Annotated in this window: 16 protein-coding genes and 2 pseudogenes; 10 read left to right on the plus strand and 8 right to left on the minus strand. The window is 48.1% G+C overall.

Annotated elements, in window-relative coordinates:
* Positions 1-706 (plus strand): annotated as a pseudogene (locus Q1V74_RS02570) (CCA tRNA nucleotidyltransferase); the annotation flags it as partial.
* Here the strand turns inward: Q1V74_RS02570 and Q1V74_RS02575 are convergent.
* Together Q1V74_RS02575 and Q1V74_RS02580 are read right to left on the minus strand one after the other, a co-directional pair.
* The gene (locus Q1V74_RS02575; protein ID WP_300646933.1) at positions 690-1,610 is read right to left on the minus strand and encodes an EamA family transporter; all 921 of its coding nucleotides are present in this window, start codon (positions 1,608-1,610) and stop codon (positions 690-692) included. The pseudogene Q1V74_RS02570 and the gene Q1V74_RS02575 overlap by 17 nt on opposite strands.
* A gap of 9 nt (positions 1,611-1,619) precedes the next feature.
* A complete protein-coding gene (locus tag Q1V74_RS02580) occupies positions 1,620-2,981 on the minus strand; it encodes an SAM-dependent methyltransferase (protein ID WP_300646934.1) in 1,362 nt (453 codons plus the stop codon).
* 37 nt (positions 2,982-3,018) lie between these two features.
* Here Q1V74_RS02580 and ilvD point away from each other — a divergent pair, with 37 nt between their 5' ends.
* From ilvD to Q1V74_RS02600, 4 genes are all read left to right on the plus strand, one after another.
* Positions 3,019-4,884 (plus strand): dihydroxy-acid dehydratase, encoded by a 1,866-nt coding sequence (gene ilvD, locus Q1V74_RS02585; protein WP_260649444.1) that lies wholly within the window; start codon positions 3,019-3,021, stop codon positions 4,882-4,884.
* Between the two features lie 14 nt (positions 4,885-4,898).
* Positions 4,899-5,741: an ammonia-dependent NAD(+) synthetase gene (nadE, locus tag Q1V74_RS02590; protein WP_300646935.1), complete on the plus strand. Its 843-nt coding sequence runs from the start codon at positions 4,899-4,901 to the stop codon at positions 5,739-5,741.
* Positions 5,742-5,748: 7 nt separating this feature from the next.
* A complete protein-coding gene (locus tag Q1V74_RS02595; protein ID WP_300646936.1) occupies positions 5,749-6,813 on the plus strand; it encodes an AI-2E family transporter in 1,065 nt (354 codons plus the stop codon).
* Positions 6,814-6,883: 70 nt separating this feature from the next.
* Entirely contained in the window at positions 6,884-7,411 is a 528-nt protein-coding gene (locus Q1V74_RS02600; protein WP_260649441.1) for a cytochrome b, read from the plus strand.
* A gap of 79 nt (positions 7,412-7,490) precedes the next feature.
* On the opposite strand, the gene Q1V74_RS02605 is transcribed toward Q1V74_RS02600, so the two are convergent.
* A complete protein-coding gene (locus Q1V74_RS02605) occupies positions 7,491-7,907 on the minus strand; it encodes a hypothetical protein (protein ID WP_300646937.1) in 417 nt (138 codons plus the stop codon).
* Positions 7,908-8,088: 181 nt separating this feature from the next.
* Here Q1V74_RS02605 and Q1V74_RS02610 point away from each other — a divergent pair, with 181 nt between their 5' ends.
* From Q1V74_RS02610 to Q1V74_RS02620, 3 genes are read left to right on the plus strand one after another with little or no spacing between them, the layout of a single operon-like run.
* Positions 8,089-8,373, plus strand: a complete 285-nt coding sequence (locus tag Q1V74_RS02610) for a PepSY domain-containing protein (protein ID WP_300646938.1) — start codon at positions 8,089-8,091, stop codon at positions 8,371-8,373.
* Between the two features lie 2 nt (positions 8,374-8,375).
* Positions 8,376-9,041, plus strand: a complete 666-nt coding sequence (locus Q1V74_RS02615) for a response regulator transcription factor (protein WP_260649438.1) — start codon at positions 8,376-8,378, stop codon at positions 9,039-9,041.
* Positions 9,034-10,398 (plus strand): ATP-binding protein, encoded by a 1,365-nt coding sequence (locus Q1V74_RS02620; RefSeq protein WP_300646939.1) that lies wholly within the window; start codon positions 9,034-9,036, stop codon positions 10,396-10,398. Before Q1V74_RS02615 ends, Q1V74_RS02620 begins: the two co-directional genes overlap by 8 nt.
* On the opposite strand, the gene Q1V74_RS02625 is transcribed toward Q1V74_RS02620, so the two are convergent.
* Positions 10,395-12,047, minus strand: a complete 1,653-nt coding sequence (locus Q1V74_RS02625; RefSeq protein ID WP_300646940.1) for an AMP-binding protein — start codon at positions 12,045-12,047, stop codon at positions 10,395-10,397. The genes Q1V74_RS02620 and Q1V74_RS02625 overlap by 4 nt on opposite strands.
* A gap of 171 nt (positions 12,048-12,218) precedes the next feature.
* On the opposite strand from Q1V74_RS02625, the gene Q1V74_RS02630 reads away from it, so the two are divergent.
* Complete coding sequence (locus tag Q1V74_RS02630; RefSeq protein ID WP_300646941.1) at positions 12,219-13,370, plus strand: ABC transporter substrate-binding protein; 1,152 nt, start codon at positions 12,219-12,221, stop codon at positions 13,368-13,370.
* On the opposite strand, the gene Q1V74_RS02635 is transcribed toward Q1V74_RS02630, so the two are convergent.
* Entirely contained in the window at positions 13,339-14,157 is an 819-nt protein-coding gene (locus Q1V74_RS02635; RefSeq protein WP_300646942.1) for a sulfite exporter TauE/SafE family protein, read from the minus strand. The two genes, Q1V74_RS02630 and Q1V74_RS02635, sit on opposite strands and share 32 nt — an antisense overlap.
* A gap of 84 nt (positions 14,158-14,241) precedes the next feature.
* Entirely contained in the window at positions 14,242-14,778 is a 537-nt protein-coding gene (locus Q1V74_RS02640; protein WP_300646943.1) for a DUF2478 domain-containing protein, read from the minus strand.
* Between the two features lie 73 nt (positions 14,779-14,851).
* Here Q1V74_RS02640 and Q1V74_RS02645 point away from each other — a divergent pair, with 73 nt between their 5' ends.
* Complete coding sequence (locus Q1V74_RS02645; RefSeq protein ID WP_300646944.1) at positions 14,852-15,421, plus strand: DUF3617 family protein; 570 nt, start codon at positions 14,852-14,854, stop codon at positions 15,419-15,421.
* On the opposite strand, the gene Q1V74_RS02650 is transcribed toward Q1V74_RS02645, so the two are convergent.
* Both Q1V74_RS02650 and Q1V74_RS02655 read right to left on the minus strand, forming a co-directional pair.
* Positions 15,381-16,628, minus strand: coding sequence for an O-antigen ligase family protein (locus Q1V74_RS02650; RefSeq protein WP_300646945.1), 1,248 nt, complete (start codon positions 16,626-16,628; stop codon positions 15,381-15,383). The genes Q1V74_RS02645 and Q1V74_RS02650 overlap by 41 nt on opposite strands.
* Before the next feature lie 112 nt (positions 16,629-16,740).
* Positions 16,741-17,482 (minus strand): annotated as a pseudogene (locus Q1V74_RS02655) (GntP family permease); the annotation flags it as partial.

The raw sequence follows: 17,482 nt of genomic DNA on the forward strand, positions 1-17,482 counted from the left end.
ATTACGCCATGTCGGCGATGCGTTTATCGAGGATCCAGTCCGGTTGTTGCGTTTAGCGCGTTTTGCAGCGCGTTTTTCTGATTTTTCTATTGCGCCTACCACGATGCAGTTTGCCACGGTGCTGGTAGAAAATGGCGAGGTCGATGCGTTGGTGCCTGAGCGGGTCTGGCAAGAGCTGCATAAAGCATTGGCTACTGAGCAGCCCTTGCGTATGATGGCAGTATTAGCACAGTGCGGGGCGTTAACGCGCATTTTGCCTGGGCTGGTGGTGAATACGCAGATCGAGCAGGCGATGACACAAGCCGTGCAGCAGGGGCTTACTACAGCACAGCGCTTAGCACTACTCTTGTGGCAAAGCCCTACTCGCCTTGCATTGGTTAAACAGCTGCGCACTCCTGCAGCCTATGTGGATTTAGTCCGACTTGTGCCGTTGTTTATTGAGCAGCTACAGTCAGACCTGAGTGCAGAGCAGGTGGCTCAAGCTTTACAGCAAATGGATGTATTACGTCGCCCAGAGCGCTTTGAAAGTGTGTTGCAAGCAGCTGCTTGCGCTATACCCTTAGACATTGAGCAGTGGCGCCAGTGGGCACACGCCTTTTGTGCGGTGGATGCCGGAGCGATTGCAAAGCACTATGCGGGCCAGGGCGCGGCGATCCCCCAGGCTATCTGGCAGGCGCGCCTTGCTGCCATTAGCGCTCATCTTTAGCGTAAGCAAAGGCCACAATGCAAGAAACCACCAAGGCACCCCCAATGATTTGCATGGTACTTAATTGCTGACCCAAAATAATCCAACCTAGGGTTAATGAGGCCACGGGTTCGATATTCATCGCAGGCGCATTCTGAGCTAGGTTTAGGCGGGGCGCCAGCATGAAAAGCGTAATAAAAGCCAGCGCATATAAGCTACTCAGTAAGATCAACGTCCCCCAACCAGTACCACTTTCAGGCCAGCTAAGGCCGCCAGGCATTACGCCTAGATGTCCTGCCGTAAAAGTGGTGATTAATACGGTGAGCATGGTGTAAAAACTACGGGCGCTGCCTTTAAGGTGCTTGAGTTTGTTTTCGGTGACCCACAAACCAATAGAAAAAGAAAAGGCGGCGGTAAGCGCAAAAGCAATGCCGGTGAGCCAAATATAAAGATGGTCCGTGCCGGCTTCGATTAGGCTTGGGATATCAAGCGCCAGAAGCAGGCCGATGAGAATAATTCCCATGAGTACACTGGCTTTACGGCTGGGTGGTTTCCCCCCTAAAGCCCAAGAAAGCAAAGCCAGTTGTGCAGGAAAGGTATTAGCCGTTAATAGCGCAATGCCGACAGGAATACGGGTGACAGCGGAATAAATACAAATACTTTGTATTGCAATCAGTAAACCTAATAGGATTTGCCATGGGGCAATAGACCAGCGTATGCGCAGACTCTGTTTTTGCCAAAGCGCAATCAGAGCGAGTAAAAGTAGGCTAATCCCCGAGCGAAAAACCACAGCCGTCAGTAGCCCTGTACCATGGTCAAAGGAAATACGTGCGGCAATATGCGCACTGGCAAAACTACAGCCCACACATAATAAGATCAAAATTGCGATATGACGGGCAAAAGATTGAGTAGGAACGGTATTCATGTCGCGCCCTTAGAGATAGTCACGACGGTCGCGAGCTGTAAAACCTAATAAGGGGGGGGCGATATGCTTACCGATCGCCATGACCTTAAAGAGTTCGCCCATTTCTGCTTCGGAGAGTAGTTTTTGTACGGCAGAGACTTGTTGGGTCCAGCTTTGAAGATGGGCGGGTTGCTGCATATCGAGTTGAGTTTGTAATTGTTCTAAATGTTGTGGTAGCCCGCTATTTAATAAGAAATGGGCTTGAGAGGCATAGCCAAGCACATCTAACTGCGCCGCGATAGCAGCATCAGCTATGGCGGTAAAATCCACATGAGCGGTAATATCTTGAAAGCCAGGTAGGATTAAGGACTCGTCATGAGCAAAGTGACGGAAATGGCACATCAGTGTGCCCATATGGCGTTGGGGGTGGTAGTACTCGCGTTGACTAAAGCCATAGTCAATGAGTAGAGCAGCGCCTTTTTTGAGCCATTGGCCCATGGCTTGTATCCAGCTTTCTGCGTGTAAGTTGATTTCAGAGCGGTATCCAGCTAGATCAGGTAGGCGAGAGTCTGCCAACTGAGCCAACTCGGTTGAGGCTGGGCGACCTAATAAAACAAAAGGGCTCGGGGCAGAGGCAGATGTATCTGTGTTGAGCCCAACGCCAAGCTCTAGAATCGCGCCATTTTGGTCGCGCTGTACCAAATGGATGGGCATGGCGTCCAGTACCTCGTTAGCGATAACACAACCGGTAAAAGCAGACGGTAAGGTTTCCAACCATTGGACTTGCTTAGCAAATGGAGCAAGACGGGCTTGTTGGCGCTGTCGTAGTGTGGGAGATAGCTCCAAGATACAGTACTGTATGTTAGGGAGTCCCAATTGATTGAGGCTGACCAGTATGGATTCCGCTAACGCTCCGGATCCGGCCCCGAACTCTAAAATTGTTGTCCCAGCACATTGTTGTAGAATTTGTTGTACTTGGTTTGCTAGGGTTTGCCCAAATAGGGGGGTGATTTCTGGTGCTGTAGTGAAGTCCCCAGCGGTATGAAATTTTGTGCTGCCACCAGTGTAATAGCCAAAATGGGGGGCATATAGAGCTGCTTGCATCCATTGATCATAGGGTAAAAAACCCTGATGGGCTTGAATCAGTGCGCTTAATTGAGCCTGATGCTGATCTAAAAGTGGTAATAACTCGGGCTCTAGGGCGGGAAGCCCACGGGGATAGATCGGGGTATGAAGATGCTGCATGATGAAATCAACAATAGGGGTTAGTTTTGCCAATCCTTGATTGTGCCATGAATGACAGATCAGGCGGGTACCGGTAGGATGAAGGATGGACAGCTTCGCGTTAGAATACGAATAGTATTCGCCTAAAGCGGCAGAGCCGTCTATCATAAACGCTTTATTATGCTTTTTTGCTAGAGATTATCAAATGCCACAATATCGTTCACGTACTTCTACTCATGGCCGTAACATGGCCGGCGCGCGCGCTTTGTGGCGCGCAACTGGGATGAAAGATGGGGATTTTGAAAAACCTATCATTGCTGTTGTTAACTCGTTTACCCAGTTTGTGCCGGGTCATGTACATCTTAAAGACCTCGGGCAACTCGTGGCTCGCCAAATCGAGGCAGCAGGGGGAGTAGCAAAAGAGTTCAATACCATTGCTGTCGATGATGGCATCGCCATGGGGCACGACGGGATGTTGTACTCGTTGCCTTCGCGTGAACTGATTGCTGACTCAGTTGAGTATATGGTGAATGCCCACTGTGCCGACGCCATGGTGTGTATTTCAAACTGCGACAAAATCACCCCCGGCATGTTAATGGCGGCTTTGCGCGTTAATATCCCAGTGATTTTTGTATCGGGTGGGCCCATGGAAGCCGGTAAAGTCATGGCTAAAGACGGTAAAACCGTGGTGCGTAAATTAGACTTAGTGGATGCCATGGTTCAAGCGGCAGATGCTTCCGTCAGTGACGAAGAAGTGGCTGATATTGAGCGCAGTGCCTGCCCTACCTGTGGCTCATGTTCAGGGATGTTTACAGCAAACTCGATGAACTGTCTAACCGAAGCCCTAGGATTAGCTTTGCCTGGTAATGGTAGCCTAGTAGCCACACATGCGCGCCGCCGTGGGTTGTTCGAGACAGCCGGCTCGCTAATTGTAGAGTTGTGCAAGCGTTATTATGAACAAGAGGATGATTCGGTTCTGCCACGTAGTATCGCCACGCGTGAAGCCTTTGAAAATGCGATGGCTTTAGACGTAGCAATGGGGGGGTCGACGAATACGGTGCTGCACTTACTCGCCGCCGCCCAAGAGGCCGAAGTGGATTTCACCATGGCCGATATTGACCGTATTTCACGTCATGTTCCCTGTTTGTGTAAGGTCGCTCCCGCTACTGAGCAATATCATATGGAAGACGTGCACCGTGCCGGTGGTATTATGGGGATTTTAGGTGAGCTCGCACGTGCTGGTTTGCTAAACCTAGAGGTGGGGAATGTCCACAGCGGCACGCTGGGCGAGGCCATCCAGCGTTGGGATGTGATGGGGCCAAATGCCAAAGCCGTGGATACGTTTTATCGTAGTGCCCCAGGTGGGGTGCCGACTCAGGTTGCTTTTAGTCAAGATCGTTATTACGAGAGTTTGGATACGGACCGTGAAAATGGCTGTATTCGCAGCAAAGAACACGCGTACTCTCAGGATGGCGGTTTAGCGGTCATGTATGGCAACTTAGCGGTAAATGGTTGTATTGTGAAAACCGCTGGGGTCGATGACAGTATTTTGCAGTTTACCGGCAAAGCCCGCGTATTTGAAAGTCAAGAGTCTGCCGTTGATGGGATTTTAAATGGCAAAGTCGTAGCGGGCGATGTTGTAATTATTCGCTATGAGGGGCCTAAAGGTGGTCCTGGTATGCAAGAAATGCTCTACCCGACTTCTTACTTAAAATCCATGGGGTTAGGCAAAAGTGCGGCCTTATTAACCGATGGACGTTTTTCCGGTGGTTCGTCTGGTTTAGTGATTGGTCATGCTTCTCCCGAAGCCGCAGAGGGCGGTAATATTGCATTAGTCGAAGATGGCGATACCATTGAAATTGATATTCCAAACCGTCGTATTCATTTGGCTATATCTGACGAGGAACTTCAGGCTCGTCGCGATGCGATGAATGCCCGTGGCAAAGACGCTTGGCAGCCTACAGAGCAGCGAGATCGTGTTGTATCTCAAGCCTTACGTGCTTATGCGGCGCTGGCTACCTCGGCCGACCGGGGCGCCGTGCGTGATGTCAGCCAAGTCTTACCTAAATAATGCGTAGGTGTGTCATGCTCAGCTCACAGCAAAAACGTATTCAACAACAAATTATTACCGAACTTGGTGTAAAACCAGTGATTACTGCCGCGCAGGAGCTCACTGAGCGCATCGCTTTTATTAAAGACTATGTGCGTCAAAGCGGTGCCAAAAGTTTAGTGATCGGTATTAGTGGTGGGATTGATTCGCTCGTCGTGGGCTGCATGGCACAGCAAGCGGTAGAACAGTTGCGCGCGGAGCAATACGATGCGCAATTTATCGCGTTACGTTTACCTTATGGGGTGCAAGCCGATGCACAGGATGCCGAAGACGCGATTCGGCATATTCAACCCGATCGCTTTTTGCATATCAATATTCAGGCTGCAACCGATGCCATTCAGCACGCATTAAAACAAGCTGGGCAAAATTTTTCTTCACCTCAGCAGCAGGATTTTGTGCTGGGTAATGTAAAAGCCCGGCAGCGTATGGTGGTATGCTATGCCGTAGCGGCGGCGAATGCCGGCCTAGTATTGGGTAGCGATCAGGCTGCCGAGGTGCTCATGGGCTTTTTCACCAAATACGGGGATGGCGCTGCGGATCTGATGCCGCTGGCTGGGCTAACTAAGCAGCAGGTGCGTGATTTAGCGATGCAGCTAGACGTACCTTCGCATTTGGTTCATAAAGTGCCGACTGCTGATTTAGAGTCCTTAACCCCTTTGCGCCCCGATGAGGTCGCTTTTGGTTTAAGCTATGAGGATATTGATGCTTTTTTAACAGGGCAACCTGTTAGCCCTGAGGCATTTGATATTATTGTGCGTCACTATCGTCAGGGCGCACATAAGCGACAACTTCCTGCATCACCTCTGAAGGCCTTTTGACGCGTTTATGCAACCTGTACTCCCTCCGTTTTTGATTGCCCGCTGGCTACTTTTATTAGTGGTATTAGCGGGTTTATTTTTTCTTAAAGATTTTATTGTTCCGGTTTTAGGGGCTTTAATCATTGGCTTGGCGAGCTGGCCAGCGTACACGCGGCTGCTTGCTTATTTTAAAGGACGATCTCTGGTTGCCGCTACGGTAGCAATTTTAATTGTAATTGGGGTGATTATTGCTCCGCTGTCATTTGCTTTAACTTATGTTATTAAAGAGGCGAGCTCTTTTGTGGTGTGGGCGTTGGCAGCAAACCGATATGGCATGCCTGTACCGGATTGGATTCCGTCACTTCCTGTTATTGGTGCTAGGATCACAGAGTACTGGGAACTGTATTTAGGTGAGCCTCATGCTTTAGGGGCTTTGGTCGAAATGGTCAGTGGTGAGCACTTGGGTAATATATACCGGATGGTATTGAGTGCTACGGGTAATGTTTTTCATTTGTTGCTCACACTGTTGTTTTTATTGATTACGCTATTTTTTATCTATAAAGACGGTTATCGTATTTTGGCGCAAATTGATATTGTGGGTGAGCGCATTTTGCCGACGCGTTGGCAGCGTTTTTCACGCGTGGTGCCCGCAACCGTAAACTCCACTGTCACAGGCATGGGGCTCATTGCGCTTGGCGAGGGGGTCGTATTAGGGATCGCTTACTGGATTGCTGGCGTTCCATCTCCCGCATTATTGGGTGCCGTGACGGGATTTATGGCGCTTATTCCTGGGGGCGCACCTTTATCTTTTACATTGGTTTCCCTTTACTTGGTTGGTTCTGGTAAAACCGTGGCTGGTATAGCTTTATTTTTATGGGGGGCTATTGAGCTATTTATTGTGGATAAAACCTTGCGCCCTCGTTTGGTAGGTGGGCCAGTCAAGCTTCCTTTTTTACCTACCTTTTTTGGTTTGGTGGGCGGTGTGAAAACGATGGGGATTGTGGGGTTATTTATCGGACCGGTTTTGATGGCTTTATTAGTAGCGATCTGGCGTGAATGGGTGCATAACGGAGCGCATCCGTCTGTGCAGTAATTGCCTTGTGATATAGGATCAGTACACTATAAAGGGCTGTTTATATCGTTATATTGATTAGGAGATGTAGATGATGGGTGACACCACAGAACGTTATGGTACGCTTTCGCGTTTTTTTCATTGGTTTATGGCGTTGGGATTTGCGTGGATGTTTTTAACCGCCTGTGCCCGTTTTATTGATAAAGACGCTGCTTTTACTAAAGCTGTGTTTCAATATCATGGGCAGGTGGGCTTCACCATTTTATGGTTAGGTGTGTTGCGTATATTATGGGCGATTAGTCAAAGCAAACACCGTCCACACAATAACACCATAACTAAGCTTGGGCATTTGGCTTTATATGTATTGATGCTAGCTGTTCCTTTTATCGCAGTATTACGTACTATTGGGAGCGGTCGCCCTTTTACCTATTGGAATACGATTCCTATTTTATCCGGCTCTGACGAAAAAATTCAGTGGATGGTTGATTTAGGAAATAGCTTACACGGTAATTTGGGCTGGTTGTTGTTTTTATTGATTGCTGGGCACATTGTCATGGCAATTAAGCACCGAATTGCTGGTGGCGAGGAAGATGTGATGCCACGTATGCTAGGTAAATAGACAGTAAAAAAAGAAGGGCTTTCGGAAAACGAAGGCCCTTTTTAAATTAAGGTTAACTAAAGAACGAGAGAAAATCGGTTTAGGTGTTATCTGTGTTGTTTTTATGATGGCGGTGTTTACGACGATCGTCTTTGCGACGCTCTTGGATCGTGACGGTGCCATCGGTTGGATGCACGAGTAAGCGAATACGTTTTTCATCTTTGTCGACCACACGTGCTATATAACCGTAGCGACTACTGCTGATACTACGTATATCTTTGTCTTGATAGCCGGCTTTTTCTAATGCTGCATAGGCTTGCTTGAGTGTCATCCACTCGGAGCGAGCAGGAAGCTCAGCTTTAGGTGCTTTACCGCCTTTAACGTCCGGAGCATCGGCTTGATTGGCGGCAACGATAATGGTGTTCATCGGGGTAACAGGCTGGGTGGCCATGACTGGGGCACTGATTAAGGCAGCGGTGGTAGCGATAGCGGCTAAAGTTGGGATCGTTACTTTCATTGTTTCTCCTTAGAAGGAACGCGAATCATCAATGACTCCATTGTGCAGGAACCCGGATGAACCCAAAATGAAGCCGTTGTTCATCATCGGTTCATCTTGTTTGTCCTATGCTTTTTATTTGGTGCAAGTCTAAAACTCCTTCATGCGTCTCTTTTTTTTAGCCCTTTGCTTATGGATTGGTGTGAGCACGACCGTGTCTATGCCCACGCACGCCTCGAGCCTATCACCAGAGCAACGGCGCGAAGCCCGGCACCGTGGTGATATCAAACCACTTCGTTGGGTTTTGCGCCAAATTCATCACCAGTATCCAGGGCGTGTTCTCGATGTGGACTTGGATCGTCACCACCATCAGTACATCTATAAAATTCGCTTGTTGCAACATGGGGGATATGTGCTTAAGCTTTATGTCGATGCCCGGACAGCAGAGGTCTTAAAAGTAAAAAGTCGTAAAGCCCAAAGGAAATAAACATGCGTATTTTGGTTGTAGAAGACGACCTCAACTTATTACAACAAGTCACCGAGTCATTACAAGCACAGGGGTATGTGGTGGATACCGCTACCGATGGCGAGCAGGCCCATTATATGGGGGCGGTAGAAAGCTATGATGCTGTTGTTTTGGACCTGGGCTTACCACAGGTAGATGGCCTCACCGTCCTAAAACGTTGGCGTAATGAACAAATCACGTATCCAGTGCTGATTCTTACCGCGCGTGATACATGGCATGAAAAAGTCAGTGGCATTGATGCTGGTGCTGATGACTATTTAACCAAACCCTTTCATATTCAGGAACTCTTAGCCCGTATACGGGCTTTATTACGTCGTGCCGCTGGGCAAGCCAGTGCAACCTTTGTGTGTGGGGATTTGGTGCTGGATACACGACAATCCCAGTTTTTATTTGCCCATCAGCCCTTAACGTTAACTGGGCACGAGTACAAGGTTTTAGCTTATTTAATGCATCACGCTGAGCAAGTCGTATCCCGTGCTGATCTCACCGAGCATATTTATGCTCAGGATCAGGACCGAGACTCAAATACCATCGACGTGTTTATTGGGCGTTTACGTAAAAAAATTCCAGCAGAATACATTCAAACTGTGCGTGGCTTGGGCTACAAGCTCATTAACCCCCATGCTTAAAAAAACGCTCACCAAGCTCTCACTAACACAGCGTTTATTGGTTGGAGCGATGCTGTGGGTGTTTTGCAGTTTATTGGTAGCAGGGGCATTGCTGAACCAGCTTTTTCAACAACATATTGAAGAACAGCTGCATAAAGAACTCAATATGCATATGATGCAATTGATTGCACAGATGACGCTGGACTCAGCAGGGCAGCTGGGGCTTTCGCAGGCATTAAATGACCCCCGCTTTGAGCAGCCGCTTAGCGGTTTGTATTGGCAGATTGATGTGTCGTCCCAGCCTTTGTTGTTCTCGCATTCTTTATGGGATGAAACCTTAACCCCACCGCGCTCACAAATTAATAAAGAAACGTGGTTTCGCTATAAGGATCCAGAGCTTGGGGAGCTCTATGTGATAGGGCGTAGTATTGCGTTAGCTGAGCCCTCTCATGTGCAGCGTTATCAAGTATGGGTGGCGGCACAAAAAAGCTGGATTGCTGAGCCTTTACAGCGTTTTGTGTGGATGCTGGTGCTAACGTTAGCGGTTTTGGGCTGTGTGCTGGTGGTGGGGGTATGGTGGCAACTAAAACTGGGTTTACGTCCTTTGCGCCAGTTACGCCAACGACTAGCGGCTGTTCATGAGGGGCGCGCAAACTCTATCGATGGTCAATATCCACAAGAGATCCAGCCATTGGTTTCCGAGTTTAATCGGGTCTTGCGTAGTCAGGCCCAGGTAACTGAGCGTGCGCGCACCCAAGCGGGAAATTTGGCCCATGCGATTAAAACACCCTTAGCAGTATTAGCTAATGCAGCGAAAAAACCGGATCCGCAGCTTGCGCAACTGGTGTTGCAGCAGATTCATGCTGCGCAAGAGCAAGTGGATTATCATTTATCACGCGCTCGTGTGGCGGCAGCGGTAAAAACCGTAGGGGTGCGCACAGAGATTTTGCCCGCTTTGCATAGTCTCGTGAAACTACTGCAACGTGCTTATGAGCCTAAGTCGGTACAGGTTGAGCTGCTTTCAGGGCAAAAAGAGTTGTACTTTAAAGGCGAGGCTCAAGATCTGCATGAGATTTTAGGTAACGTGCTGGATAATGCTTTTAAATGGTGTGAAACGCGGGTACAGGTGCAAGTACAGCGGGCAGAGGCCTTAGGTCGACCAAATGCATTAAAAATCACCATCGATGATGATGGTAAAGGAATCGCCGCTTCAGCATATTCACGTATTTTTCAGCGGGGTGTGCGTGCGGACGAGTTGGCTCCCGGCTCTGGGTTGGGCTTAGCTATTGTGGCCGATTTAGTGTTGTTGTATGGGGGCAATATCGAGGCGATGCGCTCACCGTTGGGAGGCTTGCGCATCGAAATTTATTTTCCTTAGTTTGTGTTTGCCATTTGACGCAACATAAAGCGTTGTAGTTTACCGGTTTCTGTACGTGGCAACGCTTCCACGAACTCTATGGCACGTGGGTATTTATAGGGGGCGGCATTTTGTTTAACAAAATCTTGCAGCTCTTTAATTAATACTTCGCTTGGTTCTGCTTCGTCTTTTAGTACGATAAAAGCTTTCAAGATTTGGCCACGAACCTCATCAGGGATACCGATCACACCGCATTCAGCTACTGCAGGGTGTTTGAGCAAACAGTCTTCAACCTCTGGACCGGCAATGTTATACCCAGATGAAATAATCATATCGTCATTGCGAGCTTGATAATATAAATAGCCATCATCGTCCATGATGAATGTATCGCCGGGTAAATTCCATCCCCCTTGGACAAACTGTGTTTGACGAGGGTCGCTCAGGTATCGACAGCCCGTAGGGCCGCGTACTGCCAGACGGCCGACGGTACCGTTAGGAACAGGTTGCAGCTGATCATCCACGACCTGAGCCTCAAAACCAGGCACAACTTGTCCAATGGCTCCCGGGCGAACGTCTTCGGGACGACTAGAGACATAAACATGGATCATTTCGGTGCCGCCTATGCCATCGATCATCTCGATCCCTGTCGCTTTTTTCCATAACTCTCGCGTAGCCTGTGGTAAGGCTTCGCCCGCTGAGACTGTGCTGTGCAGACTTTTTAGGGAAAAGTTTTGAACAAGTCCTGCCATTTGGCGATAGAACGTGGGGGCGGTAAACGTCATTGTGACCTGAAAGCGATCGATGTACTCCAGCATCGTGCGCGGGTTTAGGCTTTCTGCTAGTACAGCGCTGGCTCCTGCGCGTAAAGGAAAGCAGAGCAAACCACCTAATCCAAAAGTAAAAGCTAAAGGTGGGGTACCACAAACTTTATCTTGTGGCTGTAAGCGTAAAATATGCTTGGCAAAAGTGTCACACATGATTAAGACATCACGGTGAAAGTGCATACAGCCCTTTGGCTGACCGGTGGTACCGCTGGTAAAAGCGATAAGGCACACATCATCTGCCGCCGTATCACAGGCGGAGAAATCCGTAGGTTTGGTTTTAGCCAGCTGCTCTAGGCTTTGTGCATGATCCGAATTAAAAAACACAGCCGTTTGCAAAAAAGGGCTGTAATGAGGGTGCTCTGGATCCATGCAGTAGTTTAGCTCCTCGGCTAAGCGTTGGTCGCACACGGCAGCTTGCACTTCGGCTTTATCTAAAATGGTTTTGAGTTCTACCGCACGCAGTAAAGGCATAGTGGGTACGGTGACCAGGCCCGCTTTAAGTGCGGCGAGCCAGCTCGCTGCCATCATCAGGTTGTTGGGACCACGTAATAAAATGCGATTACCACTGACTAACCCCATGTCCTCGACAAAAACATGAGCAATTTGATTACTGAGCTGGTCGAGCTCTCGATAGGTGACGTGCTTTTTTTCATTATTCTCCAGCCACTCTAAAGCGATATGGTCGCCAAAGCCATTATGCACTTGTTGGCTCAGGAGCTCGATGGCCGCATTGAGTCGTTTTGGGTAGGCAATGTCTGGGTTGTTGTCCAGTAATAAAACAGGCCATTGATCTAAGGGCGGTAAATGATTGCGTGCAAATTGGTCTACGAGCCCAGTGGGTTCCATAGTGACTCTCCGAATAAATAGTTTACTTCTTAATTTTAGCCATCTAAAGTAAAAACAAATGCCCTTTTTTCTAGGTGAAAACCCCATTTTTAGCGTAAACCCTCCTATGTTTTGCTCCTTAAGACAGTAAAGTAAGGCATCTTTTATGGTTCAACTAAGATGAGAAAAAGCATGAAACTAAAACAAATTGCATGTGTTTTTGGGGTGGTGGTAGGGGTTGGGCTCAGCACATTGTCATGGGCGCAAGTAAAAATAGGAACCATTGCTTCTTCCACGGGTGTGGTGTCTGCTATTGGGATTCCTCAGCGTAATACCGCGATGATGCTACCTGAAAAGATTGGGGATTTAAGCATTCAATATATTCATCTAGATGATGCCAGTGAGCCAAATAATACGGTGACTTCGGTTAGAAAACTGATCACAGAAGAAAAAGTCGATGCCATTATTGGGCCTTCGGGCACGCCACATGCGCTTGCTTTGATTGATTTGGTCAGCGAGGCTCAAACTCCATTATTGGCCCCTGTGGGTTCTATCTCATTGGTGTTGCCCATGGATGAAAAGAAAAAATGGGTTTTTAAAACCACGCAAAATGATGGTTTAGTAGCAGATAAGCTTTTGCAGCATATGCAAGATAATGGGGTGAAAACACTAGGTTTTATTGGCACCGCCGATGCATATGGTGAAACATGGTACGGTGTCATGACCGAGCGATTGGAGCAGTATGGAATCCGCTTAGTAGCCAATGAGCGCTTCAAGCGCCCGGATACCTCAGTAACCGGTCAAGTGTTAAAACTGATGAGTGCTAATCCCGATGCGGTATTAGTGGCGGCGCCTGGCGGGCCGGCGGTATTGCCCCAAGCTAGCTTATATGAGCGCAATTATGCTGGCACGGTTTATCAAACACATGGGGCGGCGATGAACGACTTCCTGCGTTTAGGGGGTAAAGCCGTTGAGGGAACCATTTTAGGTGGGAGCTTGATGTTGGTGCCTGAACAAATCGAAGATGACAACCCCTCTAAAGCCATTGCTCAGGATTATATGCAGCGCTATAACGAAAAGTACGGTCATATGCCCGCGACCTTTGGGGGGAATGTGTATGATGCTGGGTTGTTATTGGTCGCAGCATTGCCGGTAGCGGCTGAGCAAGCGCAGCCAGGTACAGAAGCGTTCCGTCAAGCTCTGCGCACCGCGCTAGAAAACATTAAGGAGCTGCCAGGCACGCAGGGCATTTACAACATGACCCCCGACGATCATAGTGGGTTTGATGAGCGCGGGGTCGAGTTATTGACGGTTAAAAATGGGCAATGGGAGCGAGTGCATTAAACAGCACAATACATGCTGATAAAGCACATAGCAATGCAAAGCCGATTTGTATATAGGTAGGGGGAATTTTTGGGGCCACAATACGACCACCGATCATTCCTGCCACCACAAAGCCAACAAAAGGCCAAGTAGCCGGATGCTGCAGGGCTGAGCTAGATGTGAGTGCATTGAGCACTGTGACGGCGGAAACCAATGCGATCACCATCAATGAGGTGGCGACAATACTGTGAATCTTTAAGTTAGTAAAACGTTTGAGCATTGGCACAATAATAAAACCACCACCCACGCCAAGTAGGCCGGTTAATAGGCCAGATACCGCACCAATACTACCAAGTGTGAGGGTGCTGGTTTTATTCCAGATAAATTTACCCGTGGTTTCCGATATCATGCAGGCTTTGGGCGTTGTTGGGGTGTCCGCTTGCCCGGATTTTTGGCTGCGGCGTGCTTGGTTAAACATGCGTGCAGCAACAATAAACATCACACCACTAAATAACACCATTAACCAGAACTCAGGTAAACGCTGTGCAAGCCACACCCCAAAAGGGGAGACAACCCCCCCAATTACCGACATCAGTAAAGCGGCTTTATAACGTACCATCCGGCGCCGCAAACCGTCGAGGGCACCAGTTAGGGCCGCTAACCCAACGGCAATAAGCGCAATAGGGGCGGCCGTAGTCATACTTAGTCCCACCCCTAAAACCAAGGCGGGCACCGCTAAAATCCCGCCACCTGCTCCTGTGAGGCCAAGGGTGAGCCCCACCATAAAACCAAGAATGCTGCTGATCATTTTTTAAGCATATAAGAAAAAGATGTTTATATTATAACCTTATATGCTTATTACTTTATTTCATATGGTTGGTCGTAAAGCAGACTAGGAAGTATGGAGAGCGTTAGCTTGTTCAAACCAGCTTTGCATAGCTGAGAGCTGCGCAGGAATCTCTTGCGCTAAACCGCCAGAAAAAACACGCCATTCATCTAGAAAGCGATCGGCTACAACCGTAATCATAGGCAGGCCGAGGCTCATGATTTCGAGCATCTCGCTGGCAAAGCCTTCCCCTTCTGCTTCAAGCTTGCCAAAGCGGTTAACGACAATAAGATCGGGGTTTTGCGCACGAGCGTGCTGCAAAATCGTACAGGCTTGGCTGACAGCTGCTGAGTCTAAGCAACAACTGGTGTTATGCTTGCCTAATTTTTGGGCGATAGAAGTATAGGCGCCATTATCTAGGTTAATAATACCCATTTGGCTGCCATAAGCGTAGCTGACTTCTTCGGGAGCTTGAATAACGCCTAATACGCGCTTACCTTGCTCTTGGAGCGATTGGATAAAAGCGGCCAAATGGGCATCGGCAGCATCGGCATTTTGGTGCACAATGGCACCGATAGGTAACAAATTTTCAAAATGATCCATGAGAAACCTAGCTGTGCTAATGTTGGAAAAAGAGGTCGTCCATTGAGATGGCTACATATAAATAGGTAGGCGTATGAAGCGATATTTTTTTAGTATGGTTTTGAGCTTGAGTGCAGGGGCTGTTTTGGCGGCTCCGCTTTCTGTTGCACCTCAGGCGGGTCAATGGCAGATTACCACACAAACTTTTGCCGAGGGTAAAGACATTGGCCCACAGTTGCAGTTAATCAAACAGCAGGCGGCGGCCCTATTAAAGCCAGAGCAATTAAAAAAACTGGAAAATTATGATCCTGCCCGCTTTACAGAGTGTTTAACACCAAAGCAAGCTGCCGTTTTGCGTGATCCACAACAGAGTTTATCGTTTTTGCAACAGGCGCTAGGGGATTGTGAGCTACAGCTGGACGAGCAGGACACGGATCATTTGCATTTTAGTGGTGTTTGTCATGCGCCTAAACATGGTGTTTCTGGGCAAGTAAAAGGGTTTTTGCACTATCAGAGCAGCCAGCATGCCTCGGGTTACGTAGAGGGCCTGGGGACACTACCGCCCCCGATACAGTTAATTTTGATTGGCAAAATACAGCCCGAGGTACAAATTCGTAATGAGTTTAAGGCTCAGTGGCAGCAGGCGACGTGCTTGCCTCGATAGTATTGCGTAAACAGGCAGCCCAGATGACCAGCCAGAGCGCATACATCATGACCCCACTGTTATGGCTTAAAAAGGTTTGTGATAAACCAAAATCAATGTAAGCGACAGGTAGAATCGTACCGCTAACAGCGAGGGCTCGTATACTTAAATCAGGATTTTTGAGATAAGGGTTAAAATACCAAAGCGGTACTCCATACAGCAGGAGCAAAACGATCAGGCCAACCACACCATGTTTGGCGGTACGATCAATGAACTCATTATGAGCATGGCTGAATGTTTTAACAACTGGATTTGCATAACCTTGTTCGGCAAGTTCAACCATGCCGTTTTGATATTGATCTTTGCCCCAACCAAACAGTGGTTTAGTTTGAGTGAGCTGGATCGCACCTTGCCACATTTCAAAACGAGCCCCTAGTGATGTATTGCTATTGCCTTTCTGATAAAGCGCAATGTCCTCAAAGGCTCTTTGGATGCGAGGCTGAACGTTAAGTTGTGGAATAGAGAACACAACTAACCCTGTAATTATTACCAAGATTCCTAGGCTTAGTTTGAGACGCAATGAAAAAAAGGGGTGGTAGGCGCGATAAAGCACAAGGAGTACCAAAGGTAGTCCAACCCAGCCCCCCCGACTGCCAGAAAGTAGTGAGCCCAATATCCCACCTATGGCGCCAAATATGAGTAGCCATGTAAATGCAGAGCGTTTCTTTGGGGAGCGTGACAGACTCCACCCTAAACCTGCCAGACAGAAGAAGGCTGTGAGCATTGAGAGATTACCAAACTGTATGGCATGGGTATAGCCGCTGACTCGCTCTACGCCATGTGCCATACGTTCATAGAGGGCTTGAAAGCCAATGAGAGTTCCGCCGATGCCTAACCCACCCCATACCCAAGAAACAGAAGGCTTAGCCCATCGAATATAAAAAAAGATAGGAATAGCTAAAATAAATCGTATGATTTTGTCATAGTTTTGGCTGCTTAGCTGATGCCAAAGTCCATTAAAAATACCCTCAAGGGTAAAGAGGGCTAGGGTGGTAAGAAGCCATTTGTCCGCTGAGTTGAGTGGTGATTTAGGTTGATTGAGTATGTAGAGGCCTCCTACTAGTAATAATAGGCCGCTGATGGAGTAGCCACTAGGTGCAATTAATGCAAGGCAACCAAGAAGAAAAATCGAGATTCCACAGTAAATAGAAGCTGGATGAGTTGACATCAGTTCAGTCGTAGTAATTCATGAGTAGAAAAAGAAATAATATTGTAGGCTAGGCTTTGCTATATTATTCGTAAGAAGTGTAATGAAACGCTCCCTTTGAGGAGCGTTTTTATTAGAAGCTACCAAATATGGTCCCTAGTGTAATGACAGTAATGATGGCAAATAATGGGGCTACCATTGTTACCATAGCGATATTCATATAGGACTGACGATGATTGAGCTTACAAATAGCTAGAAGCGTAATAATAGCGCCGCAGTGGGGCAGGGTGTCGAATCCACCAGCGGCCATGACAGCAACGCGGTGCATGAGTTCTGGGCTAATGCCGGCCTGTTGAGCCATGGCTAAATAATCGGCGCCTAAGGTTTGTAAAGCAATACTTAGCCCGCCAGACGAGGAACCGGTAATGCCCGCTAATACGTTCATGGCGATGGCTTCGGAAATGAGGGGGTTGCTGGGGGTCAGGTTTAACACGGCATCGCGAATCAGAGCAAAACCGGCTAAGCCGGCAATCACGGCACCATAGCCCACTTCTGATGCGGTATTAAATAAAGGCAGCATAAAACCGAACACACCTTGGTTGACGGTTTCTTTAAGGTTTTCCCAACGACCTAATCGCGTCACAATAAGGGTAAAACAGGCACTTACCAGAGCAATAATCAAAGCCCAGAGCCCTTTCATTTTGGCGGGTTCGACGTGAGGAAATTTATCGGCAAACGCTGAAAAATCTGTCAGAGGAAAGATCCAATAAGTAAATAGCGCATTCACGCCAATAACTAAAATCAATGGTAAGAACGCTAAAAACAAAGGCATGGTCGATAAGGGGCCCGTGGCGTAGACGGTACTGCCATCATCG

The sequence above is a fragment of the Paenalcaligenes sp. genome (genome assembly GCF_030152715.1).
GTDB classification, from domain to species: domain Bacteria; phylum Pseudomonadota; class Gammaproteobacteria; order Burkholderiales; family Burkholderiaceae_B; genus Paenalcaligenes; species Paenalcaligenes hermetiae.

Excerpts from the sequence above, each read along its gene's own strand:
- Q1V74_RS02575 (WP_300646933.1), bottom strand. The coding sequence starts at position 1,610 with ATGAATACCGTTCCTACTCAATCTTTTGCCCGTCATATCGCAATTTTG.
- Q1V74_RS02580 (WP_300646934.1), bottom strand. The coding sequence starts at position 2,981 with ATGATAGACGGCTCTGCCGCTTTAGGCGAATACTATTCGTATTCTAAC.
- ilvD (WP_260649444.1), top strand. The coding sequence starts at position 3,019 with ATGCCACAATATCGTTCACGTACTTCTACTCATGGCCGTAACATGGCC.
- nadE (WP_300646935.1), top strand. The coding sequence starts at position 4,899 with ATGCTCAGCTCACAGCAAAAACGTATTCAACAACAAATTATTACCGAA.
- Q1V74_RS02595 (WP_300646936.1), top strand. The coding sequence starts at position 5,749 with ATGCAACCTGTACTCCCTCCGTTTTTGATTGCCCGCTGGCTACTTTTA.
- Q1V74_RS02600 (WP_260649441.1), top strand. The coding sequence starts at position 6,884 with ATGATGGGTGACACCACAGAACGTTATGGTACGCTTTCGCGTTTTTTT.
- Q1V74_RS02605 (WP_300646937.1), bottom strand. The coding sequence starts at position 7,907 with ATGAAAGTAACGATCCCAACTTTAGCCGCTATCGCTACCACCGCTGCC.
- Q1V74_RS02615 (WP_260649438.1), top strand. The coding sequence starts at position 8,376 with ATGCGTATTTTGGTTGTAGAAGACGACCTCAACTTATTACAACAAGTC.
- Q1V74_RS02620 (WP_300646939.1), top strand. The coding sequence starts at position 9,034 with ATGCTTAAAAAAACGCTCACCAAGCTCTCACTAACACAGCGTTTATTG.
- Q1V74_RS02625 (WP_300646940.1), bottom strand. The coding sequence starts at position 12,047 with ATGGAACCCACTGGGCTCGTAGACCAATTTGCACGCAATCATTTACCG.
- Q1V74_RS02630 (WP_300646941.1), top strand. The coding sequence starts at position 12,219 with ATGAAACTAAAACAAATTGCATGTGTTTTTGGGGTGGTGGTAGGGGTT.
- Q1V74_RS02635 (WP_300646942.1), bottom strand. The coding sequence starts at position 14,157 with ATGATCAGCAGCATTCTTGGTTTTATGGTGGGGCTCACCCTTGGCCTC.
- Q1V74_RS02640 (WP_300646943.1), bottom strand. The coding sequence starts at position 14,778 with ATGGATCATTTTGAAAATTTGTTACCTATCGGTGCCATTGTGCACCAA.
- Q1V74_RS02645 (WP_300646944.1), top strand. The coding sequence starts at position 14,852 with ATGAAGCGATATTTTTTTAGTATGGTTTTGAGCTTGAGTGCAGGGGCT.
- Q1V74_RS02650 (WP_300646945.1), bottom strand. The coding sequence starts at position 16,628 with ATGTCAACTCATCCAGCTTCTATTTACTGTGGAATCTCGATTTTTCTT.